The sequence below is a fragment of the Brucella oryzae genome (assembly GCF_041929965.1).
GTDB classification, from domain to species: domain Bacteria; phylum Pseudomonadota; class Alphaproteobacteria; order Rhizobiales; family Rhizobiaceae; genus Brucella; species Brucella oryzae.
This window is the reverse complement of record NZ_JBHEEO010000002.1, coordinates 321936-348347: the sequence shown is the minus strand read 5'-3', so window position 1 is coordinate 348347 and position 26412 is coordinate 321936. Positions and strand designations below refer to the sequence as shown.

Below are 26412 nucleotides of genomic sequence, written 5' to 3'. Positions count from 1 at the left end.
ACGCTGTCGCAAAACGCGGCCCCTCCTAAAAAACAAAACCCGCCGAAAAATATCAACGGGTTTGTCAGCAGCCTGAAGCGCGCCTTAAGGGCGCGCTTTTTTTTTGTTGCACGTGAATCATTTCAAGACCATGGATGGACCCATGATCACACCGGCACAACAAACTCTCTTTCTCCCCTTCGATCAGGACATTCTGGATATGCCTGAAGAGGGCCAGCCCTTCCTTGTCTGCGGTCTTTCTGCAGACCGACGTCTTGAAGACGAATGGAAACGGGCGCTGACCGTCCTGCAACCTTGGCGCCCTGATTGGCTGGCGCTGGAAAAGGAAGGCTTCAAGGCAGTACCCAGATTGACGTTTGAGCTGGGTGAGAAGAACCATTTTTCCGGCGGGCTACTCCTGCTCGGAAAACATCGCGGACGCAATGAGGCGTGGTTTGCGGAGCTTCTGGCGCGTGTTGAGCCGGGGGGGTGGATTGCCGTGTCCGGCGACAAGAAGCTCGGCATCGACAGTTTTCGCAAATGGGTCGGCAATATTGCCGAGATCAGCGACCGCATGTCGAAGAACCATGCAGTGGTGTTCTGGCTCAGGCGTCCTGCCGATCTTACCGATGATTTCATCACAGCTTTGAAACCGCTTGCGACCGATATTGACGACGTGTTCCGGACCGAACCCGGAATGTTTTCGCACGGCGTGATCGATAAAGGTTCGGCATTGCTCGTGCCGCATATGGAGAAGATCGTTTTCGGCAACGTTGCCGATCTTGGTGCTGGCTGGGGGTATCTCGCCGCGCAATGTCTGAAGTTTGCGGATCGCATCACGTCGATTGACCTCTATGAAGCCGATTACGAGGCGCTGGAGGCCGCACGCGGCAATCTCGAACGGTTAGGGGCATCGGTTCCGATTGGTTTCAACTGGTTCGATGTGACGAGCGAAAAGATGGCGGGCATCTACGACACAGTGATCATGAATCCGCCGTTTCACGAGGGACGGGTTACGGATGTGTCACTTGGTCAGGCGTTCATTGCCGCCGCCGCATCCCGGCTCAAGCCCGGCGGGCGTCTGCTGATGGTCGCGAACCGTCAATTGCCGTATGAAACGACCCTCAAGGGACTGTTCAAGAACGTGACGCTTCTCGAAGAGGCGAATGGTTTCAAGATATTCGATGCGAAGAAGTAAATAAAAATGCCGCCCCGAAGGGCGGCTTTTTCAATTCTGGAACGCTTACTCGCCGCGTTCCGCGTCAGAACTTTTCAATTCTTCGAGCGTCGGCATGGAGACGATATTGTAGCCCGAATCCACATAATGGATTTCGCCGGTGACGCCGCTGGAAAGGTCGGACAGCAGATAGACTGCCGATTTGCCCACGTCATCAATATCGACGGTACGGCGTAGCGGTGAGTTACGGCGCTGATAGCTGAAGATTGCGCGTGCATCGCCAATACCGGCACCAGCCAGCGTGCGCACCGGCCCCGCCGAAATAGCGTTGACGCGGATGCCCTGCGGACCATAATCGGCTGCAAGATAACGAACCATGGCTTCAAGCGCCGCCTTGGCGACACCCATGACGTTGTAGTTCGGAATCGTACGGGTCGAGCCGCCATAGGTCAGCGTCAGGATCGAGCCGCCGTCCTTCATGAGCTTTTCAGCGCGTTGTGCCATTTCCGTGAAGGAGTAGGCGGAAATCACCATGGTGCGGCTGAAATTTTCGCGCGTGGTGACGTCTGCGTAGCGACCCTTCAGTTCGGTCTTGTCGGAGAAGCCGATGGCATGAACGATGAAATCGAGCTTGCCCCACTTCTTTTCGATTTCAGCAAAGACCGCGTCAACGGACTCGATATCTTCCACATCGCAAGGCAGTACGAAATCGGAACCAACCTGTTCAGCAAGTGGCTTTACACGCTTGCCGAGCGCATCACCTTGATAGGTGAAGGCCAGTTCTGCGCCTTGTGCTGCGAGTTGCTTTGAAATTCCCCAGGCGAGTGAGTGATTATTCGCGACCCCCATGATGAGGCCGCGTTTGCCCTTCATCAAACCTTCCATATTTTCCCTCTCCCTCAGCCCTGGTAGCGCTGGAAAACCAGCGTCGCATTGGTGCCGCCAAATCCGAAGGAGTTGGAGAGCACGGTGTTGAGCTGAGCGTTGTCAATGCGCTTGCGAACGATAGGCATGTCCGCGAAGGCAGGGTCCAGTTCTTCGATATGTGCGCTTTCGCAAATGAAATTGTTCTGCATCATCAAAAGCGAATAGATCGCTTCCTGTACGCCGGTTGCACCCAGCGAGTGGCCGGTAAGCGACTTGGTCGCGGCGATCGGCGGGCAGGCGTCGCCCGAGCCGAAGACCTGGCGAATGGCGTCGATTTCCGGCGCGTCGCCAGCTGGCGTCGAGGTTGCGTGCGGGTTGATGTAGTCGATCTTGGTCTTGACGGTCGAAAGCGCCATCTTCATGCAGCGGATCGCGCCTTCGCCTGACGGAGCGACCATGTCGTAGCCGTCGGAGGTTGCGCCATAACCAACGATCTCGCCGTAAATCTTGGCACCGCGGGCCAGCGCGGTTTCGAGGTCCTCCAGCACCAAAACACCGGCGCCGCCTGCGATCACGAAGCCGTCGCGGTTCTTGTCATAGGCGCGGGATGCCGTGGATGGCGTATCGTTAAATTTCGACGACATGGCGCCCATGGCGTCGAACAGGACCGAAAGCGTCCAGTCAAGATCTTCGCAGCCGCCAGCAAACATGCGGTCCTGCTTGCCATACTGAATCATTTCGAACGCATTGCCGATGCAATGGTTGGACGTCGCACAGGCCGAGGAGATCGAATAGTTGATGCCCTTGATCTTGAAGAAGGTCGCCAGCGTCGCGGAAGCCGTTGAACTCATGGCTTTTGGCACGGCAAATGGGCCGACGCGCTTCGGGCCTTTTTCGCGGGTGATGTCGGCAGAATCGACAATGGTGCGGGTTGAAGGACCACCGGAGCCCATAATGATGCCGGTGCGGTCGTTGGAGACCTCCTCGTCGGAAAGTCCCGCATCCGCAATGGCCTGATCCATCGCAATATGGTTCCAGGCCGTGCCACGGCCATGGAAGCGCATCGCACGACGATCAACCAGTGCTTCGACGTCGATATTCGGAGCGCCGTGCACCTGACAACGGAAGCCAAGCTCGGCATATTCCTCAGCGCGGGAGATGCCGGACTTTGCTTCACGCAGCGAAGCCGTGACCTCTTCGGTGTTGTTACCAATCGAGGATACGATCCCCATACCCGTTACGACCACACGCCGCATCGCGTTCTCCTTTACACCTGATCCGTGAGCGACGTGTCCGTCATGCGGACTGCCGCCTGTTCGCGGTTACATAGGTGCGATCTTCGCATGTTTTGAGCGCGGCCGCATGAAAACTGTTTACTTTTTTGCAGTCGCGCTCGTGGATGATGATGATTGAGGTGCCTTACTGGCCCTCGCTGTCCTTCGACAGGCCGACGCGCAGGTCAGACGCCCGGTAGATGGTTTCGCCATCGGCTTTCAGCCAGCCATCAGCCGTGCCTAGCACGAGGCGGCCACGCATGACGCGCTTGAAATCGATGCCGTATTCGAGAAGCTTGGTATGCGGACGCACCATGCCCTTGAACTTCACTTCACCGGTGGAAAGCGCCATGCCGCGGCCCGGCTCTCCGAGCCAGCCGAGGAAGAAACCGGTCAGCTGCCACATGCCGTCGAGGCCAAGGCAGCCCGGCATGATCGGATTGCCCATGAAATGGCACGGGAAATACCAGTCGTCGGGGCGCACATCATATTCGGCGCGGATATAGCCCTTGTCGAACTCACCGCCGGTTTCGGAAATATCTGTGATGCGATGGACCATCAGCATCGGAGGCAGGGGAAGCTGAGCATTGCCGGGGCCGAACATCTCGCCGCGTGCGCAGGCCAGGAGCTCTTCATACCCATAGCTTGATTTCTGTTCTGCCATTACGCCTCCCTTGAGGTTCATTCTGTATCGACCGGCAATCCGGCCCGGTTGTGGGTTTCACCGGAACATCCCTACCACAGACTGTTTCCGGCAGTAAAATCATGCATTGGGTTTATCTGGGGTTTTATCCGAAAAACCGGCCAATTCCCAAGGCTATTGATACTTATTTCGCAACGGCATATATCAATGTCAGTATGCAATGGGCAACAGCCCGTTTGACGATTGATGATTTTGCAACAAGCTTGTGACGGAACCAACGGTGAATATGCAGTCTTCACATACCCACTCGACGGTCTCGATGGAAGAGCAGCTCCGCCGCGCGGGCCTGCGTCCGACGCGGCAGCGCGTTGCGCTTGCGAGCCTGATCTTCGCCCAGGGCGATCGCCATCTGTCTGCGGAAGACCTGCACGAAGAGGCCGTCATGGCCGATGTGCCGGTGTCTCTGGCGACGGTTTACAATACGCTCCACCAGTTCACGGAAGCCGGTATGCTGCGTATTATCGCGGTTGAGGGCTCTAAGACCTATTTCGATACGAATATCTCGGACCACCAGCATTTCTTCCTCGAAGGGGAAAATGTTGTGTTCGATATTCCACATGGCGAAAGGGGCCAGCCCACGGTTGCCAACATGCCGGATGCTCCGCATGGCATGGAAATCGTCAATGTGGATATCATCGTCCGCCTGCGCCGCAAGGGCCAATAAACGGGACCAGTAGCGAGCCTCCCCTTTCAGTCGGGAATAAAAGAAAGCGGCCATGGCCGCTTTTTTGTTGCCTATTGGACCATAAGGGGCTGAAAAGGGGCGAAGTTCTGCAATCCTGGCTGGCTAGCCTCCCAAGCCCAGCCGGGCTTATTTCAAGGAGATATCATGCGTAAGCTATTTGTCGCCGCGACCATTCTTGCCCTGTTTACCGCTGGCAGCGCCTTTGCAAAGACGGTCCGGATCGGAGTGACGCCGGGGCCGCACGCCCAGATCATGGAAAAGGTGAAGGAAGTCGCCGGAAAGAACGGTCTTGAAATCGATATTCAGGAATTCTCGGATTATGTCATTCCGAACATGGCGCTTGCGGATGGCGCATTGGAAGCCAACTCCTTCCAGCACAAGCCCTATCTCGACAATCAGGTGGCTGATCGTGGCTTCGATATTGTGAGCGTTGCGGAGACTGTCAACTTTCCGATGGGGTTGTATTCGAAGAAGCTGAAGAACATTTCGGAGCTGGCCGACGGTGCGACGATTGCAATCCCCAATGATCCGACCAATGGCGGTCGCGCTTTGCTGGTGCTTGCCGAAAACGGGATTATCAAAATCGACCCGACCAAGGGATTGAAGGTCAGCGCCATCGATATCGTGGAAAATCCGAAGAACTTGAAATTCGTTGAACTCGATGCGGCACAGCTTCCGCGTTCGATGGAAGACGTCGATGCTGCCGTCATCAACACCAATTATGCGATGGAAGCTGGCCTGAACCCGGCAACCGATCCGCTGGTGCGAGAAGGCGAGAAAGCGCCCTACGTCAATATTCTCGTGGTTCGCACCGCCGACAAGGATGCGGATTGGGTGAAAGCCCTGATCGCCTCCTATCACAGTGATGAAGTGAAGGAATTCATCGCCACGACGTTCAAGGGATCGGTAGCGCCTGCCTGGTGATACTCCGAAGTGAAAGCGGGGCGATTTTCGCTCCGCTTGGGCGAAGTCAGTCGAAGGCTTCGCCTGGATATACGCCCCACAGATCCGATTGCTTGATCCAGCCGCGGACGCCGCCCATATCCACCCGGCACCATTGACCGGTGCATTCGCGCACCGTTCCAACCACGCCGGGCTCGATTTCGGCAGCAAGTCCCGATGCATCGCTTGCATCGCGGCGCATATTGATCATCGAACCCTGATCGTTCTTGAGCCAGGGCGCCGTGATAGCGGTTCGCTTGCCGGAAAGCAGCGACTGATAGACCCAGCCTTCCGTGCCATCCGCATCGCGGATACGGCGCCAGTTGTCATATTCCTGGATGATCTCGACGGGCAGTCCGGCCTTCATGAAAAGCCATGAAACCGCATAATCACGTCCCGGTCCGATGCGCAGATTGACGCGCGCGGGTTTAAGGCTGACGAAACGCGGCACCGGAAGCCCGCTTGCGCCGACAGTGGTGCCTGCAGGCTCTACAGCCTGTGCGGCATGTCTGTTCGAAGCGCCAAGCGGCGCCAGAATGAGGAAAAATGCCAGAAAGCCAAGCGTGGCTATCCAAAAGCGTTGCGAAAGTACTCTGTACAAACTGCGACCTCTCGCCGTCCTGTCACGGCAGAACGGTAGTAGCTTCGGCAGTTTACGGGGGCTGCGAGGCGACGTTTCCGTCCTGTTTTCAGATCGTGAATCCATATGTGTACAACAGATGGAGATGCGACCTAATCATTTGATTTTAAATGCATCTTTTTAGAAAGTCGTTGCAGACTTTCCAAGAGACACCTGAAGTTTCCGGTTTTTCTTTGTCTTTGCCGCTTCGCCTTGATAGAGATGTTCAGCCGAAGCAATATCCCATATTGCACCGCCTTGGTTAAGGAGGTCTCAACATGAAGCTTCGGTTAACGCATTTTCGGGAAAAGTGGGAGTCGGTTTTCCGCTGGAAATGTGCAGGAAATTTCTTGGAGCGTGCCCTGCCAGTTGATTACAATACGGGCAGTTCCAGGGGCTTTGCTCAACGATGGGGTGGAGATGTCGAACAAGAAGAAACCGCTGGTCGTTCTTACGCGAAAACTGCCGGACCCAGTGGAAACCCGAATGCGGGAACTGTTTGATGCGCGTCTGAACATAGACGACCACCGCATGAATCAGCCGGAAATTATCGCTGCGATGAAGGAAGCGGACGTTCTGGTGCCTTGCATCACGGACGTCATCGATGCAGCAGCGATTGAACAGGCTGGCCCCAATCTCAAGCTGATCGCAAATTTCGGCAATGGCGTGGACAATATCGATGTCGCCGCAGCCGCAAAGCGCGGAATCACCGTTACCAATACGCCGAATGTCCTGACCGAGGACACTGCCGACATGACCCTGGCGCTGCTCCTGTCGGTGCCAAGACGCCTGGTTGAAGGTGCCAATGTGCTGGGCGAGCGCCATGGGCAATGGCCGGGATGGTCGCCGACCTGGATGCTCGGACGGCGCATCTGGGGCAAACGCCTCGGGATTGTCGGCATGGGACGCATCGGTACGGCGGTCGCCCGCCGCGCCAAGGCTTTCGGACTTTCCATTCACTATCACAACCGCAAGCGCGTCAATCCGCAGGTCGAGGAAGAGCTGGAGGCGACCTATTGGGATAGTCTCGACCAGATGCTGGCCCGGATGGATATCATCTCGGTCAACTGCCCTTCGACGCCTGCCACATTCCATCTGCTGTCCGCACGCCGCATCGCGCTGATGCAGCCGACAGCCTATATGGTCAACACGGCACGCGGCCAGATCATCGATGAGAATGCGCTGATCGAGCTGATCGAGCAGGGCAAGCTTGCCGGCGCGGGGCTGGACGTGTTCGAGAACGAACCGGCGGTTAATCCCCGCCTGCTGGCGCTTGCCGAAAAAGGCAAGGTTGTCCTGCTGCCGCATATGGGTTCGGCCACCATGGAAGGCCGCATCGATATGGGCGACAAGGTCATCATCAATATCAAGGCTTTTGTCGACGGACATCGCCCGCCCGACCGCGTATTGCCGAACCGGGTTTAACTTTTCCGGCTCGCAGTTTTCATTTCTTCGGCGTCCTTTCCATCGATGAAACGCAGGACTGTATGTGCATAGAGGCGCGGATTTTCGATAGGGACGCCATGCCCGGCATCGGGCAGGACAATCAGCTGGGCGCCAGGTATCTGACTGGCGATGAATTCCGTATGTTCGCGCGTGATGGCCGTATCGCGGTCGCCGATGACAATCGCGGTGCGCACGCGAATATCCGACAGTTCCTCGTCGGTATAGTTCGGTTCATTTGCCCAGAGTGCCTGGATTTCCTTGTCGATGCTCTCATAGTGGCGCAGTTCCGGTATCGGCTTTCCTGCGGCGCGAGCCTCGGCATAACCGGTATTGCCATCTGGCGTGACGTTCGCCGCCTGCGCGAACAGGCTTTTCAGCCGTTCAGGATAACGCATGGCGATATCGAGGCCGATAATGCCGCCATCGCTCCAGCCGACAAGGTCAACCTTGTCGATTTGCAGATAATCAAGCAGCGACACATAATCGTCGGCCATTAATCCATAGGTGATGGGATCTTCGGTGCGGGTGGAGTGCCCCTGTCCGCGGCTATCAGCAACGATTACGGTGTGGTGACGCGCAAGAATCGGAAGCTGTGCATCCCACACATGCTGGTCGGACAGGCCGCCGGGAATAAGCAGGATCGGCGGTCCCTTACCGATGATCCGGTAGTACATCTGGATGCCATTGACTTCGGCAAAGGCGGCAGGGGATGCGGGAATGGTCATGCGCGCAATTCTCTCAGTCGAAACGGGGGAAGGAAAAGACAAAGCAAAGCCGATCAGCAACGCAGCTATCGTCAATGTCGTCTTTCCCTTCATAAGTCCCGCTCTCTTTTGGAGCATCTACGAGTTAGGGTCTGCGGATGAGTGTCGGCAGATCATAGAGGTAGGCAATTCGCTTGATGGCATCCTGTAGCGGTTCCAGCGTTACCGTCATCGTATGACCGCTCGCATGGATCAGCATGTCGGGCGAGGCGCAGATGGCGACATGGCCCTTCCAGAACACAAGATCGCCGCGCTTCAGGTTCGAATAGGCCGCATCAGGCTCGATAATCTCGCCAAGCGTGTTCTGCTGCATGTCCGAATCGCGCAGCACCTTGCGGCCTGCTACCCACATGGACAGTTGCACAAGGCCGGAGCAGTCGATGCCGAAGCCCGATGTGCCGCCCCACAGATAGGGCGTGTGAAGAAGCGTTTCGGCGACCGCCACATAGTCTGCTGCATGTTCGCCCACCGGTGCAAGATGGCTTGCGATCAGCGCTTCGCCGCTTTCCAGAAGCGCATATTTTGTGCCGCGCGTCTCGGCCGCGCCGACAATGCGCACGCATGAGCCGAGCGACAGGGCCTTTGTGTGCGGAAAGCGGAGATCGGAGCCGGGATAAACGAAGGTGCGTGGCACGATGACCAAGTGTGTTTCGGTTCCAGCGGGCTGCTCCAGCGCGGCAGAGGAGACGTAACCCGTATAGCCGTCACGTTCTGCCTGCACCCACGACCAGCCGTCCATTTCTTCGTAGACGCGGACGCGATCACCGAAAATCATCTGTGTTTGCGGTCCGCTATCCATACGCGGTTCGGCACGCAGATCGACAACGGGTGCGGAAACCTGCATCGGTGTTCCGGCGGTAAAACGCGCCGCTTCCACCTGGCCGGACAGCCGCTCATCTGCTAGGTCGGGTCGATAGGCGTTGAGGCGGCGGTCGAGCATGGTCAAAGTGGTAACTCCCTGGCTTTGGCGATCACCAGATCACCCAGTCTTTCAACATAAAGTGCACCGGCGACCGTCCGCTTTATTAGCACATTTCGCCGGTCTTTTTCATCACGATGCCGGGAGACGAACTCAAGCGCGCCCATCGTGTCGAGCGCGCGGGTAATGACCGGCTTGGTGACGTTGAGTTTTGCTGCAAGTCCCCGCACGGTATGCGGCGGGGGCTCCAGATAGATGGTGAGGAGAATGGCTGCCTGTCGCGTGGTGAGATCGGGCATCTCGTCACGCACCTGTTCCAGCGACAGGGTTCTCAGCAATGTCAGCGCCTGCAACGGCTTCAGCTCAATCGGCATCCGGCTCCACCAAAAAGGGGATTGTTTCGGAACCGTTTTATTCAATCTGCTTTCGGCGTTTCAGGCAAGTGGATTCAGCGAGCCGGGTAGCGTTCCTTCAAAAACTGGTAAAGAGCGCGGATGGCCTGTGCCTCTCCGCCGACCTGCGAAGCGGGCTTTTCGACCGGCGCCCAGCCAAAAATGTCGAAATGCGCCCAGCTTTGAGCCTTTTCGACAAATTTGCTGAGGAAGAGCGCAGCCGTCACCGAGCCAGCAAAGCCGTCGGTGGTGACATTGTTGATATCGGCGATCCGTGAGGACAGTTTTTGCGCATAAGGCTTCCAAAGCGGCATGCGCCATAGCGGGTCTGCCGTGGCATCCGCGCTTTGCGCAATCGAAGCGGCAAGTCCGTCATCATGCGTGTAGAATGGTGGCAGGTCGGGGCCGAGCGCGACACGAGCAGCCCCTGTCAGCGTCGCCATGTCGATCAGAAGTGCAGGTTCTTCTTCATCGGCAAGCGCAAGTGCGTCGGCAAGAACCAGCCGGCCTTCCGCATCGGTATTGCCGATTTCGACGGTCAGGCCCTTGCGGCTTTGCAAGACGTCTCCTGGACGGAAGGCATTACCGGCAATCGAATTCTCCACTGCCGGGATCAGCACGCGCAGCCGCACCGGCAATTGCGCATCCATAATCATGGAGGCGAGGCCCAGCACATTGGCGGCTCCACCCATGTCCTTCTTCATCAATAGCATGCCGTTTGCCGGTTTGATGTCGAGACCGCCGGTGTCGAAGCAGACGCCCTTGCCGACCAGCGTGATTTTCGGATCGCCTGCCTTGCCCCAGCTGAGATCGATCAGGCGCGGTGCAATGGCACCGGCACGACCGACTGCATGGATCATGGGAAAATTCTTCTCCAGAAGTGCATCACCTTCGGTGACGGCAATTTCGGCCTTGTATCTCTTCGCCAGTTCGCGAGCGGCATTTTCGAGAGCATCCGGCCCCATATCGTTGGTCGGTGTGTTGATGAGATCGCGCACCAGTGTGACCGCATCGGCGATGCGGCGGATTTCCGCTTCGTCCACACCATTGGGCAGGGCGATACGGATCGCCTTGCCGTTTGCATTGCGATAACGCGTAAAACTATAGCCGCCCATCAGGAAGCCCAGAACGGCAAGCGCTGCCTCATCGACCGCGCCCTCAATATGCCAGTCTCCTTCCGGAAGACTGCGGGCGAGCTTTCCGGCAAGGAGTTGCGACTGGCTGCCCTTTTCCTCGTCTCCGATTCCAAAGAACGCACCCGACACCGATCCACCTGCACCCGGAACAACGAGTACGCGCCCGGCTTCGCCGTCAAAGCCATTGGCCCTGGCCCATGCGATTGCATCGGCTGGAAGGCCGGAAGTTTCCAGTCCGCCTTTCGGCGTAAACCAGATCGGGCGGCTTTGTTCGGATTTTCGGGAAAGAAGTTCGACAGACATGATGCTCTTTCTGACCAGTAGGTGATGTCCGGCAAAAGCGCATGGGATTTTGTCGGAAGTCCATAAAACAGACAGATAGCGCATCCCGAAAAGTGTGAAACGGTTTTCGGATAAGATGCGCGCCAAAACAGACAGATAGCGCGATTATTGCCGTGCGGAAACAGAAACCGCAATCGCTTTATTAACCAATCATTAGGGTTAACAGATTATTGATTTAGCAGGAATTGGGCTTGAGGGTGACTAAAGCATGCTGGATGCGCGATGCGCTTTAGCAGGAGAGGCGGGATGCTGAACATCGTTCGAAAAGACGCTATCGCAACACGTCTTGGCTTCGCCTGCATTCTTTCGGCACTTGTACTTTCCGGCTGTACATCGGTCGACCGGACCACGACCGGTTCGGTACGCCGCGCGGCAACGGTCGCCACTTTCGATCACATGAACGACGCGCAGCTTGCAGCCATGGCCGGACGGCTCGGCGCCCAATACGAACGCAATCCGAAGGATCGCCAGACAGCGCTCAACTATGCCAATGTGCTGGCGCGGCTTGGACGAAACGATCAGGCATTGGCCGTGATGCGGGCGCTCGCCATCGTCTATCCGAAGGATCAGGCCGTTCTTGCGGCTTACGGCAAGGCGCTTGCCGGTGCTGGCCAATTCGACGGCGCGCTTGATGCCATTCGCCGTGCACAGAACCCGGCCTATCCCGACTGGAAACTGGTTTCCGCAGAAGGCGCCATTCTCGACCAGATGGGCCGGAAGGAAGAAGCCCGCGCGACCTATCAGAAAGCGCTGCAGCTTCAGCCGAATGAACCGTCCATCATCTCCAATATGGGGATGTCTTATCTTCTGGCCGGTGATGCGCGAACGGCGGAAACCTATTTCAAGCAGGCTGCAGCCGCGCCCGGTGCGGACAGTCGTGTGCGTCAGAACCTGGCCCTTTCAGTCGGCCTGCAGGGGCGTTTTCAGGAAGCTGAAGCGATTGCCGCACGCGAGATTTCTCCGCAACAGGCCAAGGCGAATACGGATTATCTCCGCTCCATGTTGGCCCAGCAGAATTCCTGGAACATGCTCAAGGATAAGCCGAAGAGCTGAAATCTCTTAAATCAGTTGCCGCCGAACAATCCGCCCTGCGCCGAAATCTGGATGAAAGCCGGGCCGAGGATAACGATAAAGAGCACGGGCAGGAAGAACACGATCATCGGCACGGTGAGTTTCGGCGGCAAGGCCGCAGCCTTCTTTTCGGCTTCCAGCAAACGCAGATCGCGGCTTTCCTGAGAAAGCGTGCGCAACGCCTGCGCGACGGGCGTGCCGTAACGTTCTGCCTGAATCAGTGCCTGCGTCACCGACTTCACCGGGTCCAGTCCCGTGCGATTGGCGAGATTTTCATAGGCTTGCCGACGTTCCGGCAGGAAGGAAAGCTCGGCATTGGTCAGCATCAGTTCTTCCGCAAGCTCGACGGACTGAATGCCGATTTCATCGGCCACCCGGCGAAAGGCAGCTTCCGTGGACATGCCCGATTCGACGCAGATCAGCATCAGGTCAAGTGCATCCGGCCATGCGCGGCGAATGGATTGCTTGCGTTTGGTCGCCTTGTTCGAAACATAGAGATTGGGCGCATAGAAGCCTGCATAGCCGGCGAAAATGCAAACAAGCAAGCGAACGAAGAACGTTTGATCGGCAAGCACGCCGAGCATAAAAATGTAGACGGCAGCAACTACCATCGCACCGAAAGGCAGCACAAAGCGCAGGAATAGAAAGATGTTGAGGGGGTTCTGGCCTCGAAAACCTGCCTGCCTGAGCGAAGCAATCGTCTTTTCGTCGGCAAGCGCCCGTTTGAGGTCGAGCTTTTCGACGAATTCGCGAATGCCCTGCTTTTGCTGATGACGCAAGCTGTTACGGCGGTCGCTTTCCGCTGCAAGACGGGCGCGCTCACGCGAGCGAATGGCCTCGCGCTCGGTTGCGACGGATTTCATGCGCGATTTGAGCGCGGTGCCGCTCAGAACCGGCATGAGGATCGTCACCACGGTCGCAAAAACCGCAACCGTAATCAAAGCGCCGATGAGAAATTGCGGGTCGGTCAGTTTTTGTGTGAGGAGAGAAAACATGTCCGGTGCCTCACATATCGAAATTGATCATGTTCTTCATGATGAAGATGCCGGTCAGCATTAAAACGGCTGCAATGCCCAGAAGCATGTGGCCGGTCGAAGACGTGAAAAGCAGCGTCATATATTGCGGGCTCGTCAGATAGACGAGAATCGTAACGATGAAGGGCAGGACACCGATGATCGCTGCGGATGCTTTAGCTTCCATGGAAAGAGCGTTGACCTTGGCTTTCATCTTCTTCCGGTCGCGCAGAACTTTTGAAAGATTGTTGAGCGCTTCCGAGAGATTGCCGCCGGCCTGTGCCTGTATCTGGATGACGATAGCGAAGAAGTTGGTTTCCGCGCAGGGCATGGAATCGGGCATCTTGCCGACCGCTTCGGGGATCGAAAGCCCGATCTGCTGTGCCTCGACAACCTTCTTGAACTCGCTTTTGACCGGTTCCACCGCCTCACTCGCAATGAGTCTCAGGCCGTCATTGAGTGGCAGGCCCGCCCGGGTCGCACGTACGATGACATCAAGGGCGTTGGGAAACTCCTCGAGAAATTTCTTCAGTCGCCGCTTGCGCTTTTGCAGTACGAACCAGCGCGGTAGGCCGAAGAAACCGGCAATAGCGATGCCCGGCAGGAAAAGCAGCGGCGCGCCGAAGATCAGCGCGATGAATGTTGCAAGAAACGCAGCCACACCGGAATAGATGTAGAATTTCCGCAAAGTGAGATTTAATCCCGCCTGTGCGAGAAGAATGCGGAGCGGCGGATATTTCTGGTTCTTTTCGCGTTGCTTCTGCCGCGCTTCCAGATCCTTGATATTGTCCTGCAGCTGTTTGCGGCGCTTCAGGATGTCAGCGTTTCTGTCGCGTTCGCTACGCGTTATCGCCCGTTCCGAACCGCTGTTGCGCACGGTTTCGAAGCGTCGTGCCGCATGATCCTTCTTGCCGAGCTTTTCATAAAAAAGTGCATAGAACAAAGCCGCACAGGCAATCACGGCAAGCATGATGAACATTATAATGCTGGCGCCGGATCCCATCATGCGTCTGCCCTTTCCATGCTGTCGAGCACGGATGCAAGGCGGCTGTCTTCATTATAGTAGCGTGCCCGTTCCCAGAAGGCGGGACGCCCGATGCCGGTCGAGCTGTGGCTTCCGAGAATGCGGCCAGAAGCATCTTCCCCCTTGATATCGTAGAGAACGAGATCCTGGGTGGTGATGACATCGCCTTCCAGTCCCACCACTTCGGTGATGTGGGTGATACGACGTGTGCCGTCGCGCAGGCGTGCAGCCTGAATAATAATATCGACCGAGCCGACGATGATCTCGCGCACGGTCTTTTGCGGCAGCACATAGCCGCCCATGGCGATCATGGCTTCCATACGGTTGAGGCATTCACGTGGGCTGTTGGCATGGATCGTGCCCATTGAACCGTCATGGCCGGTGTTCATGGCCTGCAGGAGATCGAACACCTCCGGACCGCGTACTTCGCCGACGATGATGCGTTCAGGACGCATGCGCAGGCAGTTCTTCACCAGATCGCGCATGGTGACTTCGCCTTCGCCTTCCAGATTGGGCGGGCGGGTTTCCAGACGCACCACATGCGGCTGCTGCAATTGCAGTTCAGCTGAATCTTCGCAGGTGATGATACGTTCGTGCGTGTCGATATAGCGTGTCAGGCAGTTCAGAAGCGTGGTCTTGCCCGAACCGGTGCCGCCCGAAATGATGACATTGCAGCGCACACGGCTGATGATTTGCAGCAGTTCCGCTCCGGCATTCGATATGGCACCGAAACGCACCAGCTGGTCGAGTGTAAGCTTGTCCTTGCGGAATTTGCGGATCGTCAGGGTAGGGCCGTCGAGCGACAGGGGCGGCGCGATGACGTTGACGCGCGAACCGTCTGGCAGGCGGGCGTCGCAGATCGGGCTCGATTCGTCGACGCGTCGTCCGACCTGACTGACGATACGCTGGCAGATGTTCAGAAGCTGCTGGTTATCACGGAAGCGGATACCGGTTTCCTGCAATAGGCCGTCCACTTCGATATAGGTTCGGCGCGAACCGTTGACCATGATATCGGCGATGTCGTCGCGGGAAAGAAGCGGTTCCAGCGGGCCGTAGCCCAATACGTCGTTGCAGATGTCATCAAGCAGCTCTTCCTGCTCGGCAATCGACATGACGAAATTCTTGATGGCGATGATGTCGTTGACGATGTCGCGGATTTCCTCACGCGCGGCGTCCGGTGCCATGCGGGAGAGTTGCGACAGATCGATCGTATCGATCAACGCCGAGAAGACCTGCGATTTGGTGTCGTAGTAACTTTCGGTCTTTTCGCGGCCCTGTGTACCTGGCTGGGCGGGAGATCGGGCCTGTGTCGTCGGGACGGCTGCCTGCATACGGGATGGTTGGACTGCCGACTGGGCCGACACGGGCATTGCAGCAGGCGTGGCAGGTTTCAGCGCAGCCGACCGCATTCCGCTTTCCGGCTTGTTTCCCGTATCGTTGCCTCTTCTGCCGAACATGATTTCCTGCCGTTACCTGGTCTTGCGTGCAAATTTGCCGATAAGGCTCGAAATGCCGCTCTTCTTGCGCGGCTGCACATCGGCCCTGCCGGTGACGACATGCGCGATATGGCTGATGGCTTCGGCGACCGGGCTTTCCGGATTGGTTTCAGCCAGCATGCGGCCATTATTGGCCGCATTGCCGAAAAGCTGCGGATCGAAGTCGATGGTCGCTATGGGATCGATGCCAAGCGGTTCGGAAAAATCGGCGAGCGCGATTTCCGGCCGTTTGGGAATGCCCATCTGGTTGAGGACGAGATGCGGTTTGAGATCGTTCGGGCGCAGTTGCGCCAGCGTGTCGAGAAGGTTCTTCGTATTGCGCAGATTGGCAAGATCGGGTGTCGCGACGATCACGATCTCATCTGCGCGCATCAGGGTGGTCCGCGTCCATCCGCTCCAGCCATGCGCCACATCCAGCACGATCAGCGGAGAACTGCGCTGCGCAACATCGATCAGTTCGGCAAAGGCGTCCTCGCCGAAGTCGAATGTGCGCTCCAGCGTGGACGGGGCGGCGAGGATCGACAGATGGTCGCCATATTGCACCAGCAGCCGGTCGAGATAAACTTCGTCGATGCGTTCCGGCGAAAAGACGGCATCGGCAATGCCGAGCGTCGGATCCTGATCGAAATTAATGTTCGCCGTGCCGAAAGGCAGGTCCATGTCTGCTAGCACGACATCGTGCCGGAACAAGTCTGAAATCGACCAGGCGACATTGTGTGCGATGGTCGAAGCGCCGACACCGCCTTTTGCACCGATGAAGGCGATGGAACGACCCAGCGGTTCCGCACCGGGATCGAGAAAAATCGAGGACACAATGGCCAGAATATCAGCGAGCGAAACCGGCGCGACGATATATTCTGATACGCCACGGCGTAGCAATTCGCGATAAAGCCAGACCTCGTTGGAGTGGCCGATCACCATAACCTTCGATCCGGGATCGCAGACCTCGGACAATTGCTGCAGTTCTTCCAGCAGCATATTGGGTTCGGAAGCTGATTCGACAATGATCAGATTGGGCGTGGAAGCGGTCTGATAGAACTCGATTGCCGCTGCAATGCCGCCCATCATGACCTTGAGATGGGTTTTGGCCATGCGGCGGTCGCCGCCTGCACGTTCGATTGGAATGGCGACGCTTTCGTTGACGCAGAAGGCCTGGATTGAAATGCGTGGAATTGGGCGCACGTTTTCAAGCATGATCGGTGCGCGGCCCGTCTCGACGCCCTGTTCTTCTTCCGCCGGTTCGAAAGCGAAGTTGCTCATGGCGTCCTCTTAATACTCGGCCTGTTGGCTACGGATTTCCTGCCAGTTGTCTGTCTGTGCCGGTGACATTTTCGCATAGCCCTGATCGCCGTTGAGACGCTCCGTCGTGCGGTCCGAATCGATAGGCGACATGACGCGCGGTCCCAGAAGATCGGCCGGATTGGCAATCTGAGCGGCAAGATTGTTCTGCGAAGCGCAGCCGAAATTGGCGTAGTGCCTGTTTTCAGGCGTGCTGGCGAGATCGTCCGGCCAGCGACCGCACGGCGTCGTGCCTGCCGTCATCGCATAATAGCTGATGCGGATCGGCGCTGCCGCTTCCGGGTTCTCGACCGGATAGTTTTCGATGGCGATATTGTTCGCCTTGATACCGCTGCGGCGCAGTGTGGCGGATACCTCTGTGCTCAGCCGGTAGGCTGCAGCCTGATTGGATGCGCCCGAGGGCACCAGGACATAGAGCATGCCGGAACCGCTGCGCCGATAATTGGCGATGGCACCCTGAACGATGCCGCGTTGCATCGGGCTCAGCTTCTGGTCAGCCTGTGCGACAGGAATATCGGTGACCTGCTCCCGCTCGGCAATCGTGATCGGATGGTTTGTGCGATAATCGTCCGGCAGTGCACCCACAGTGACGTGCTGGCGGTTCGCGCAACCCGCGAGAAGGGCCAGCGACAGAGCGACAAGCGCTGGTCGGGCGGAAATCCTGCAAAAGCCTCTGACTGTCATGATCTGTCCCCGCTCACTTGTAGATATAACCGACGACGCCGTTGTAGCGACCGGGCGGCAGTTTGGTTTCCATCGTGCCGTAAACGCGATTGACCTTGCCAAGGATGTATCCCGCGCCATCGCTGGCCGGGTTGAGATTGTCATCAGGCCGTGCAAGCTGCTGGCGGGCAACAGGGCGTGCCAGATAAGGCGTCACGATCACCACCAGTTCGGATTCATTGCGGATGAAATCCTTGCTGCGGAACAGCGCGCCGAGAACCGGAATCTTGGTCAGGCCCGGAAAACCGGAAACCGACTGGCGCACTTCATCGCGGATCAGGCCGCCAATCATCATGGAGCCGCCGGACGGAAGTTCGACCGTCGTGTCGGCGACGCGCTTGCGCAGCGACAGAACACTGGCGCCCACGCCGTCCATCTTGTTGGTCGTGCCGGCACCTTCGGTCGTCGGTTCCGAGACGGAGGTTCTGATTTTCAGGCTGATGCGTCCCGGCCCCAGCACGGTCGGCATGAATTCGAGACCGATACCGTAATTGATTTTGGCCAGCTGATTGGTGCGTTTTCCGTCATCGTCATAGGTGACGCTGTTGATGACATTATATTCGCCGCCGACATTGAAAGCCGCTTTTTCGCCGGAGATTGCCGTCAGCGTCGGTTCGGCGAGTGTCTTCATCACGCCTGCCGATTCCATCGCCCGCAGATAGGCGGAAAAATTGCTCGTCGCGAGGCCGAATCCGGTATCGGACAGGTTGTTGCCGATAGCTCCGGCAATACTCTCGGAAATTCCACCATAGGAAATGCCGTTCGAAACACCGCCGCCGCTCATATTGACGCCAAGCTGCTTCATGACCGAGCGGCTGACCTCGGCGACAGTGACTTTCAACGTCACCTGGTCTTCGCCGACAATGGTGAGCATATTGACAATGGCACTTTGACGCCGTCCCCGGTCAGGATTGTTGATGGCGACGCCGCCACCATCGGTTGGTGCTGATGCTGTAGTCGTAAACTGGCCGGTTGTGGCTTCGCCGCCAGAAACGAAAAGACCGGCAAGTTTTGCAGCCTGCGCCGAATCCTGCGGAGTCTGTACGGTTCCTGTCAGCACCACATTGTCATTGATTAATTCGACGCGAATATCGGAACCGGGAATAAGACGTTTGAGCTGGGCGGCAAGCCCGCTCACGTCTCGTTCAATTTCGACATCGATGGAGGCAACCTGTTCACCGTTCGGACCGAAAACGAAAATATTTGTCTGCCCGACCTGTTTGCCGAAAAGATAGATGCGCCGCGATGTGCGTGTCACCGCATCGGCAATTGTCGGGTTGGAGACGAGAACATCGTAAGCGTCCTGCGGAAGGTCGAGAACAACCGATTTGTTGAGGCCAAGCCTGATCGTTTGCGAACGCTGCTGGCTGCCAACCTTGACAATGCCAGCTGCTGCCATGGCGGACATATCCGAAAGCGGCAGTGAAAAGACGCCAAGCGCGCTGGTCAAAAGCGCGATTTTTGCGGAATACGGGCGCACGCGTTTTATCTTTCTCATGAGCGCGGTCCTATTTCTGTAACGCTGCCGGACTTGATGATCTTGACCGTACCGCTGCGGGTCGGTGAAGAGACCAGATAGTCGGCCTGCTTGATATCCTTGTCCTCGACATCCTGTGTCGAGCGGAGGGCCAACGTCAGGCGGTCGGCCATCTGTTGGGCGACGGTGATGATTTCGGCCTGTTCCGGCGTGACTTCGAGTGTCGCTGTCTGGCCGACCATGACCTTGCGGCCCTGCTCATCCTCCTGAATGGCCTGATCGATGGCGAGAACCCGCACGTTCTGAAGCACGGTCTCCGTGGTAAAAGGTGTCAGCGATTTATCGCCATTGTCCGGCTTCCGATGGGTCATGATGACATCGACGAAATCATTGGGAAGAATGAAGCCGCCTGCCGAGCTTTCGGCATTGATCTGCGTCGCGACGGCGCGCATGCCGGGCGGCAGGATTGAAGACATGAAGCTCTGGCCTGGACCGATGAGCTTGGTCTTGCGGATTGGTTCGCCGGTGAAGAACTGCAATCGGACGGTGGCGCCGCTCAGCTGGTTGATAGCATCGGGTTCGCTCGCGCGGGTGATATAGCCTTCGCTGATTGCTTCCGCAGGCCAGGGCTGCCAGCGCATCTGCGATGTCAGTTCTGCGCCGACACCAAGGTTTTCGGTGGCGACCAGCACATCTTCCAGTTTCATCTGCGGTGCTTCGGGCGCAACGACAACTGGAGCCGGCGGCGGCGCGGCGAGATTCATGGCAATATAGCCAGCGCCACCAGCCGCAAGAACGGCCACTCCTAAAATGAGCAGTCGAGCTGATTTCATGATGTGCCCCACGCAAATCCCCACGTCTCGATGACGTGTTCCAAAATTGCACTGGGAATCGTGTAATTATGGTTAATATAATCTTATTCGAATGAAGAAAGATTGGGAGTACACGCGAGCGTTGCACATAAATGTGCTCTATCTCATTGTTTTGTCGCGCATCTTATCCGAAAACGGTTCGCACTTTTCTGGATGCGCTAAAGTGCTCCCACGATGTAGGTTTTCATTGTTTCCCCGACCGGTGACAGTGGAAATGTCCAGAGACCGGCAGCGCCAAGGGCAATGCCGTAGGGAATGCCCACATCCTTGCGCGCAAGCGTTCCCATGAAGACATAGCGGTTCGCGAGTAGCGGGCGGGGGATCATCCTGTAAAGAATGATCGTGAGTGTCAGCACGCCGCCGAGGATCGAAACCATCACAAGATAGTCCACGAGGCTGATATTCGGGCCGAACCACAAGGCCGTCGCGGCAATGAGCTTGGCATCGCCGCCACCCATGGCGCGAAGGCAGAAAAGCGAAAAGGTGATAATCAGCGTGATACCGCCGATACCCAGATGCCAGGCATAGTCGGAAAGGGAGAACCCCAGGAACGGGGCGAACAGGACGAAGCCAAGTGCCAGTCCGACGGAAACGCGGTTACGGATCGTCATCGACGTCAGGTCGGTGATCATGGCGGTCACCATTGCCAGGGCGAAGATTGCCGTCATGGCTGCTGCTGTCATCGCCGATGCCCCCGCGTCGCCTGTCATCCCATTATTGGGCCACTGTTTGCACGAAATTACGCTATAGTGATTAGCGGTTCGTCGCCTGTTCGAACTGTATGGCCGTATCGTTGAATTTTTCGCCGACATTGCCGGCCACAAGCGCGACGCCGCTGATGATCATGATGGAAACTAGCGTGCCGATCAGCGCATATTCGATTGCCGTCGAACCGGCCCTGTTCTTCATGAAACGCGTCATCAATGTCGGCATCACATGCTCCTCGCTGTTCCGATCGCGCTGGTTTTGGAATGCGCTTTAAATTCGGATGTGCTCAAGCATAGGGGAGAGGAATTGTGGTCCTCTTAACAATCAGGGTTAATGAAGCGTTTCGGCGCTTTCCGGTGTGCGACAATCGCGCGATTGGTTAATCCTTGGCGAATTGCGGGCGCGATCTGCACGGAACGGTAGCGACTTAATTCTTCCTTCACCAATCCCGTTCATTCTTTGCTCATTATATTGATGGGGCCGCATCTATCGGCGGTACAGCGGGGGAATGTCGCGTGGCGCGTCGTTTGTTTTCTTTGGGTGGCTTCGGCATAGTGCCCGCCATAGGCGTTGCGTTCGTCGCAGTCTTTGCTGCAGCACCTGCGTCTGCGGAAGAATATATAGCCCTTGAAACCAGCCAGGCGCGCATCTTGCGGCTGGCGCGTCCTGCCGACAGCGTCGTGATCGGGAACCCGTCGATTGCCGATGCGGTTGTTCAGGATGCACAGACCATCGTTCTGACCGGCAAGGATTTCGGCGTCACCAATATTGTCGTCATGGATAAACAGGGCGAACCAATCCTCGACCGCGAACTGGTGGTTTCCCGCAATACACGCGGAACGACGCGGATTTATCGTCAGGCTGAAGTGCAAACGCTGTCCTGCACGCCCTATTGTGAAAAGGCTTCGACAAAGAACGGTTTTGACGACAAATAACAGTATTCAGTCGTAAGCCACCCTTTCCGTTAATACTCTTTCAGGTTGTCCTGTTGTAACGATACGCCCTATCGAGTTCAGGTAGAATTGGGTGGGGTTATGATCTGGGGGATTTTTGCGCGTCACCTTGCGCGGGTGAGTGCGAATTTGCGCCGTTTCACCAATGCGCCAAATGGCGCGGTGGCGGTTGAATTCGCGCTGCTCATCGTTCCGTTTTTCATTATCATCTTTGCGACGATCGAGGTCGGCGTGAGTTTCGCGGCGCGTCAGGTCATATCCAACGCGACGGAGACCGTGGCGCGCAAGTTGCAGATGACGGGCAAGATCGGAGACGTCCCGATCAGCGTGGAAGCCCTGCGCACCGAACTCTGCCAGCAGATGCAGTTCATGGTCGCTGCGGGCTGTCCCAATCTTTCGTTCAACCTTGGAACCTATGAAGGGTTCGACAAGGTTCCGACGGACGGGCTTCTTGATGAAGCGGGTAGGCTGACGTGGGCAGGCATTACCGGGAAGAGTGGAACGTCCACGATCAACCAGCTCAATGTCGTTTATGCCTGGCCCGTGCTGACGAACATTCTTTATCTGGTTAAAAGCCCCCATGCGGCGGGCGGCACGATGCCTCTTTTTGCAACGCTTACCTGGCAGAACGAGCCTTTTCCGAACTGAAACAACCGACGCGCCTCCGAAGAGCGTTTCATACTTTTCGGGATGCGCTCCAGGGCGATCACCAGAGCGATTAAGTGTCATGTGTAATTATCTTCGAAAATTTCTGAGTGACCGGCGTGGCTTGGGAGCGGTTGAATTCGCGCTCATCGCGCCCCTCCTGCTTCTGCTTTATCTAGGCTCCGTCGATCTTGCCGATGGGATGGACACGAACAAGAAAGTGTCGCGCTCGGCCAGCGTCCTTGCCGATCTGGTTGCCCGCCAATTGTCGGTCACGAAGAATGACCTGGACGACATGTTCAATATCGGTCGCGCTTCGCTTCTGCCCTATGGCCGGAGCGACCCGAAGATTAGGATCACGGCAATCAGGATCGACGGAACGGAGAATGCCAACAACCTGGAGCCGAAGGTGGATTGGTCCTATGCCAATATTGCGGATTTTGCGGCAGAAAAAGGTGTTGCCAGCAATTTTCCGGCAAGTCTCCTGGTTGAGGGATCCTATTTCATCAAAGTCGATGTCGAGCTCGACTACAAGCCGCTCAATGCATGGATTTCCACGAGCATTCCGATGAGCGAAACCTATTATTTGGCGCCACGCTATACGAACACGATTCCCTGTACCAATTGCTGAGCTCTTGGCATCGCGGGCAAAACTGAACATATAAGGGCAAAGCCAATACATGGCTCTTGTTCAGGATCAGTTTTCAATGCCCGAATTACCAGAGGTCGAGACGGTTCGACGCGGTCTGCAGCCTGTCATGGAGGGCGCGACCGTCGAGCGGATCGAACAGCGTCGCCCGGACCTGCGCTTTCCCTTTCCCGACCGATTTGTCGAACGTCTTTCCGGTCGACGTATCGCAGCGCTTGGACGTCGCGCGAAATATCTCACGATGCATCTCAATGACGGCCTATCGGTCATCAGCCATCTCGGGATGTCGGGATCGTTTCGCATCGAAACCGATAACTGCGGCGGCATGCCCGGCGAATTCCATCATGAGCGTTCCAAGCTGAGTGCGCATGATCATGTCGTGTTTCATCTCCTGCGCGCCGATGGCGCTCCTGCCCGCGTGATCTACAACGATCCACGCCGTTTCGGCTTCATGCTCTTTGCCGAGGAAGGCACGCTGGATACCCATCCGTTTCTGGCAAGCCTCGGCATCGAGCCGACAGGCAATCTGCTTTCAGGCACTGTGCTGGCGGAACTCTTTACCGGCCGCAAAGCGCCGCTCAAGGCAGCGCTGCTCGATCAGCGGCTGATCGCCGGTCTAGGCAACATTTATGTCTGTGAAGCGCTCTGGCGCAGTCATCTGTCGCCGATGCGTTCCGCGGGGTCTATTGCACAGGACGCAGCAATCATGGAGCAACTGGCCTCCGATATCCGCATGGTGATTGCGGAAGCCATTGCCGCAGGCGGTTCAACTCTGAAGGATTATATCCAGGCGGACGGTGCGCTCGGCTATTTCCAGCATTCATTCTCTGTCTATGGGCGCGAGGGGGAACCATGCAGAAATCCTGCCTGCAACGGCATTGTCGAGCGCGCGGTACAGTCAGGACGTTCGACTTTTTTCTGTGCTTCCTGCCAGCAATGAGGCCTTGAAAAAGAAGCCCTGCCGGTCCACTTTGCCCGCCAATAGCGCGGTTCTGGTTTAGATGGAATCGTCGGAACCGCTCTATCTATTTGTTTTCACGCATTATCCAACGCAAAGCCGCTTCGCACTTTGCCGGAAATGCTCTGGAGCGCGTCCCGAAAAGTGGGAAGCGGTTTTCGGATAAGATGCGCGGCAAAAGACCTGCAGCCAGCCGTTGAAGGAGGAGTTCAAATCCATGGCCTATGAAACGATCATCGTTGAAACACGTGGCGGCGTCGGCCTCATCCGCCTCAACCGTCCGCAGGCGCTCAATGCCCTGAATCGCAAGGTGCTCGACGAACTGACGGAGGCGCTCGGCGCTTTCGATATGGACGGCAAGATCGGCGCGATTGTTCTGACCGGCTCCGAAAAGGCCTTTGCCGCCGGTGCCGACATCAAGGAGATGCAACCGATCGATTTCGTGGATGCCTATCTTCAGGATATGTTCGCCGACTGGCAGAAGGTGGATCGTGTTCGCAAGCCGATCATCGCGGCGGTCTCGGGCTATGCGCTCGGTGGCGGCTGCGAGCTGGCCATGATGTGCGATTTCATCATCGCGGGCAGCAATGCAAAATTCGGCCAGCCGGAAATCACGCTCGGCGTCATGCCCGGCATGGGCGGTTCGCAGCGCCTCACGCGCTATGTCGGCAAGTCCAAGGCGATGGATATGTGCCTGACCGGGCGCATGATGGATGCGGCGGAAGCCGAACGCAGCGGTCTCGTCTCTCGGGTCGTTGCGCCGGAAGAGCTTCTGGAAGAAGCACTGAAGGCCGCCGAACGCATTGCATCTTTCTCGCGTCCGTCGGTGCTGATGGTCAAGGAAGCGGTCAACCGCACCTATGAAATGACGCTGAGCGAGGGGCTTCGTTTTGAACGTCGTCAGTTCCATTCTCTGTTTGCAACGGAGGACCAGAAAGAAGGCATGGCAGCCTTCATCGACAAGCGCACGCCATCGTTCAAGAATCGCTGATTGGTCGGCTGACGGTCCAAAGACTGCCCCGACAAGAGCTGTCCGGAAGCCTTCACGTTGCTTTTGACGGGCTTTCGGGCCCGGTTTGCGGCTTTTTGATCGCGCTTTGGGGCAGAATCCACGTTGACGCCGCGCCAAAGCTGATCTATAAGCCCGCCACGGATCGGCGGCCCCCAGGGATCTTCAAGGGATTTTCTCGGCTGCCCTAGAGGTTTTGTGCCCGGCGGTTTTTGCCCCTGGCTAGCTGACAGAAAAAAGAGAGGCATTAATGGCCAATACTCCTTCGGCCAAGAAGGCAGTGCGCAAGATCGCTGCCCGCACCGAAATCAATAAGTCCCGCCGTTCGCGCGTTCGCACCTTCGTGCGCAAGCTGGAAGACGCTCTGCTGAGCGGCGACAAGCAGGCCGCAGAAGTCGCGTTCAAGGCTGCTGAGCCTGAACTGATGCGCGCTGCTTCCAAGGGCGTGATGCACAAGAATACCGCTTCGCGTAAGGTGTCTCGCCTTGCCCAGCGCGTTAAGGCTCTCAACGCCTAAATAGTCGTCCATTCTTATGGATCAGTTTCGAAACCCGGCTCATTGTTAGCCGGGTTTTCTTTTTTGAACGCTTTTCAGAAAACCGACGTTCTCTCGCTCCACCTTGAATTGTAGAGATTTTTCAATGCCTAGTTGGAATATCTTGCAGGGCGGCTTATTTCACATCTGGTGATTTAATTAGTATTTTCAAATGGTTGTATATTTTTATCCACCATTATCCACAGGCAGGTTTAGGGACTCGGAAGGGTGATTGAGTCAAGGAATATTTTTAAATTTATTTTTAAGCAGAACATATCAGGATCACCTAAAAATTGTCCTATGAAAACGCATTGAATCCAAAGGTGTTATTTCGCTGGCGTCCGATTCCCTACTTTGGCCAAATATCTCTGCAAGGGCTCTAGGTAAAAAAATGTGGCTTTCTGAGGCTTGCCCTTTGCAGCGGGGCTTCGCTAAAGTCAGGGCATAAGAGGGTGGGCCACCGGCCCGGAGTTAGCATCAAATAGAGAGTTTGTTGGCGTGGGCATCATAGCCTGCGGGTGTGGTATTCTGGTCGTAAGGTCCTGTTCCTCATGGTTGTTTGCTTACCGTTCATTAACCGGAATGCCGTTTTAGGCATGTCCCCGACAATTGAATGGTTGTGGCGGATTTCTTTCCGGGCAATCAGCCTCCGGTAAAAGTGTTGTGAGTCGTAAAAAGGTCGCCGGGAAGGAGTATCCGGGTGTGGGTCCTCATGGGACTGTTTGAGTTTGTGTT

Annotated in this window: 29 protein-coding genes; 12 read left to right on the top strand and 17 right to left on the bottom strand. The window is 56.7% G+C overall.

Translation table 11 applies throughout. From position 1 onward, the window contains the following. A partial coding sequence (locus tag JNC70_RS03475; protein ID WP_374788543.1) for a hypothetical protein occupies window positions 1–207 on the top strand: 207 nt, incomplete at its 5' end. Continuing rightward, window positions 143–1177 (top strand): class I SAM-dependent methyltransferase, encoded by a 1035-nt coding sequence (locus tag JNC70_RS03470; RefSeq protein WP_104756645.1) that lies wholly within the window; start codon window positions 143–145, stop codon window positions 1175–1177. The genes JNC70_RS03475 and JNC70_RS03470, both read left to right, overlap by 65 nt. 45 nt (window positions 1178–1222) lie before the next feature. On the opposite strand, the gene fabI is transcribed toward JNC70_RS03470, so the two are convergent. The 3 genes from fabI to fabA form a co-directional block, all read right to left on the bottom strand. Beyond that, complete coding sequence (fabI, locus tag JNC70_RS03465) at window positions 1223–2041, bottom strand: enoyl-ACP reductase FabI (RefSeq protein WP_104756644.1); 819 nt, start codon at window positions 2039–2041, stop codon at window positions 1223–1225. Between the two features lie 14 nt (window positions 2042–2055). Continuing rightward, the gene (fabB, locus tag JNC70_RS03460) at window positions 2056–3279 is read right to left on the bottom strand and encodes a beta-ketoacyl-ACP synthase I (protein ID WP_104756643.1); all 1224 of its coding nucleotides are present in this window, start codon (window positions 3277–3279) and stop codon (window positions 2056–2058) included. Window positions 3280–3442: 163 nt separating this feature from the next. Then, window positions 3443–3961 (bottom strand): 3-hydroxyacyl-[acyl-carrier-protein] dehydratase FabA, encoded by a 519-nt coding sequence (fabA, locus tag JNC70_RS03455; RefSeq protein WP_010657784.1) that lies wholly within the window; start codon window positions 3959–3961, stop codon window positions 3443–3445. A 265-nt stretch (window positions 3962–4226) separates the two neighbouring features. On the opposite strand from fabA, the gene irrA reads away from it, so the two are divergent. Together irrA and JNC70_RS03445 are read left to right on the top strand one after the other, a co-directional pair. Then, the gene (irrA, locus tag JNC70_RS03450) at window positions 4227–4664 is read left to right on the top strand and encodes an iron response transcriptional regulator IrrA (protein WP_061345208.1); all 438 of its coding nucleotides are present in this window, start codon (window positions 4227–4229) and stop codon (window positions 4662–4664) included. A gap of 165 nt (window positions 4665–4829) precedes the next feature. Further along, window positions 4830–5609, top strand: a complete 780-nt coding sequence (locus JNC70_RS03445; protein ID WP_104756642.1) for a MetQ/NlpA family ABC transporter substrate-binding protein — start codon at window positions 4830–4832, stop codon at window positions 5607–5609. 46 nt (window positions 5610–5655) lie between these two features. Here JNC70_RS03445 and JNC70_RS03440 read toward each other — a convergent pair whose 3' ends face one another. Beyond that, on the bottom strand, window positions 5656–6228 hold the full coding sequence (locus JNC70_RS03440; protein ID WP_104756641.1) for an SH3 domain-containing protein: 573 nt from the start codon (window positions 6226–6228) through the stop codon (window positions 5656–5658). 438 nt (window positions 6229–6666) lie between these two features. Between JNC70_RS03440 and JNC70_RS03435 the strand changes: the two genes are divergently transcribed. Next, a complete protein-coding gene (locus tag JNC70_RS03435; RefSeq protein WP_061344689.1) occupies window positions 6667–7671 on the top strand; it encodes a 2-hydroxyacid dehydrogenase in 1005 nt (334 codons plus the stop codon). Here the strand turns inward: JNC70_RS03435 and JNC70_RS03430 are convergent. From JNC70_RS03430 to JNC70_RS03415, 4 genes are all read right to left on the bottom strand, one after another. After that, on the bottom strand, window positions 7668–8510 hold the full coding sequence (locus JNC70_RS03430; protein WP_104756639.1) for an alpha/beta fold hydrolase: 843 nt from the start codon (window positions 8508–8510) through the stop codon (window positions 7668–7670). The genes JNC70_RS03435 and JNC70_RS03430 overlap by 4 nt on opposite strands. 31 nt (window positions 8511–8541) lie before the next feature. Next, complete coding sequence (locus JNC70_RS03425; protein ID WP_208623479.1) at window positions 8542–9396, bottom strand: C40 family peptidase; 855 nt, start codon at window positions 9394–9396, stop codon at window positions 8542–8544. Window positions 9397–9398: 2 nt separating this feature from the next. Continuing rightward, complete coding sequence (locus JNC70_RS03420) at window positions 9399–9749, bottom strand: MarR family transcriptional regulator (protein ID WP_104756637.1); 351 nt, start codon at window positions 9747–9749, stop codon at window positions 9399–9401. Window positions 9750–9823: 74 nt separating this feature from the next. Beyond that, window positions 9824–11206 (bottom strand): leucyl aminopeptidase family protein, encoded by a 1383-nt coding sequence (locus JNC70_RS03415; RefSeq protein WP_104756654.1) that lies wholly within the window; start codon window positions 11204–11206, stop codon window positions 9824–9826. A gap of 285 nt (window positions 11207–11491) precedes the next feature. Here JNC70_RS03415 and JNC70_RS03410 point away from each other — a divergent pair, with 285 nt between their 5' ends. Continuing rightward, on the top strand, window positions 11492–12298 hold the full coding sequence (locus JNC70_RS03410) for a tetratricopeptide repeat protein (protein WP_104756636.1): 807 nt from the start codon (window positions 11492–11494) through the stop codon (window positions 12296–12298). A gap of 11 nt (window positions 12299–12309) precedes the next feature. On the opposite strand, the gene JNC70_RS03405 is transcribed toward JNC70_RS03410, so the two are convergent. The 9 genes from JNC70_RS03405 to JNC70_RS03365 all read right to left on the bottom strand — a co-directional run bounded on the left by JNC70_RS03405 (window position 12310) and on the right by JNC70_RS03365 (window position 21153). Continuing rightward, on the bottom strand, window positions 12310–13311 hold the full coding sequence (locus JNC70_RS03405) for a type II secretion system F family protein (protein ID WP_104756635.1): 1002 nt from the start codon (window positions 13309–13311) through the stop codon (window positions 12310–12312). A gap of 10 nt (window positions 13312–13321) precedes the next feature. After that, window positions 13322–14335 carry a type II secretion system F family protein gene (locus tag JNC70_RS03400; protein WP_104756634.1) on the bottom strand — a complete coding sequence of 338 codons (1014 nt, stop codon included), beginning with the start codon at window positions 14333–14335 and terminating at the stop codon, window positions 13322–13324. Further along, window positions 14332–15810 (bottom strand): TadA family conjugal transfer-associated ATPase, encoded by a 1479-nt coding sequence (locus JNC70_RS03395; RefSeq protein WP_104756633.1) that lies wholly within the window; start codon window positions 15808–15810, stop codon window positions 14332–14334. Before JNC70_RS03395 ends, JNC70_RS03400 begins: the two co-directional genes overlap by 4 nt. Before the next feature lie 12 nt (window positions 15811–15822). After that, a complete protein-coding gene (locus JNC70_RS03390; RefSeq protein ID WP_104756632.1) occupies window positions 15823–17109 on the bottom strand; it encodes a CpaE/TadZ family protein in 1287 nt (428 codons plus the stop codon). A 9-nt stretch (window positions 17110–17118) separates the two neighbouring features. Then, on the bottom strand, window positions 17119–17832 hold the full coding sequence (locus JNC70_RS03385) for a CpaD family pilus assembly protein (RefSeq protein ID WP_104756631.1): 714 nt from the start codon (window positions 17830–17832) through the stop codon (window positions 17119–17121). A 13-nt stretch (window positions 17833–17845) separates the two neighbouring features. Next, on the bottom strand, window positions 17846–19369 hold the full coding sequence (locus tag JNC70_RS03380; protein WP_104756630.1) for a type II and III secretion system protein family protein: 1524 nt from the start codon (window positions 19367–19369) through the stop codon (window positions 17846–17848). Further along, complete coding sequence (gene cpaB / locus JNC70_RS03375; RefSeq protein WP_104756629.1) at window positions 19366–20181, bottom strand: Flp pilus assembly protein CpaB; 816 nt, start codon at window positions 20179–20181, stop codon at window positions 19366–19368. Before cpaB ends, JNC70_RS03380 begins: the two co-directional genes overlap by 4 nt. Before the next feature lie 197 nt (window positions 20182–20378). Beyond that, on the bottom strand, window positions 20379–20903 hold the full coding sequence (locus tag JNC70_RS03370) for an A24 family peptidase (RefSeq protein ID WP_245414782.1): 525 nt from the start codon (window positions 20901–20903) through the stop codon (window positions 20379–20381). Window positions 20904–20973: 70 nt separating this feature from the next. After that, window positions 20974–21153, bottom strand: coding sequence for a Flp family type IVb pilin (locus JNC70_RS03365; RefSeq protein WP_010657803.1), 180 nt, complete (start codon window positions 21151–21153; stop codon window positions 20974–20976). 290 nt (window positions 21154–21443) lie between these two features. On the opposite strand from JNC70_RS03365, the gene JNC70_RS03360 reads away from it, so the two are divergent. The 6 genes from JNC70_RS03360 (at window position 21444) to rpsT (ending at window position 25659) form a co-directional block, all read left to right on the top strand. Further along, the gene (locus tag JNC70_RS03360) at window positions 21444–21863 is read left to right on the top strand and encodes a pilus assembly protein N-terminal domain-containing protein (RefSeq protein ID WP_104756627.1); all 420 of its coding nucleotides are present in this window, start codon (window positions 21444–21446) and stop codon (window positions 21861–21863) included. Window positions 21864–21962: 99 nt separating this feature from the next. After that, entirely contained in the window at window positions 21963–22529 is a 567-nt protein-coding gene (locus JNC70_RS03355) for a TadE/TadG family type IV pilus assembly protein (RefSeq protein ID WP_104756626.1), read from the top strand. A gap of 79 nt (window positions 22530–22608) precedes the next feature. After that, a complete protein-coding gene (locus JNC70_RS03350) occupies window positions 22609–23157 on the top strand; it encodes a TadE/TadG family type IV pilus assembly protein (protein WP_104756625.1) in 549 nt (182 codons plus the stop codon). 76 nt (window positions 23158–23233) lie between these two features. Continuing rightward, a complete protein-coding gene (gene mutM / locus JNC70_RS03345; protein ID WP_104756653.1) occupies window positions 23234–24115 on the top strand; it encodes a bifunctional DNA-formamidopyrimidine glycosylase/DNA-(apurinic or apyrimidinic site) lyase in 882 nt (293 codons plus the stop codon). A gap of 235 nt (window positions 24116–24350) precedes the next feature. Beyond that, window positions 24351–25124: an enoyl-CoA hydratase gene (locus JNC70_RS03340; protein ID WP_104756624.1), complete on the top strand. Its 774-nt coding sequence runs from the start codon at window positions 24351–24353 to the stop codon at window positions 25122–25124. A gap of 268 nt (window positions 25125–25392) precedes the next feature. Beyond that, window positions 25393–25659, top strand: a complete 267-nt coding sequence (gene rpsT / locus JNC70_RS03335) for a 30S ribosomal protein S20 (RefSeq protein ID WP_010657809.1) — start codon at window positions 25393–25395, stop codon at window positions 25657–25659. Window positions 25660–26412 lie beyond the last annotated feature (753 nt).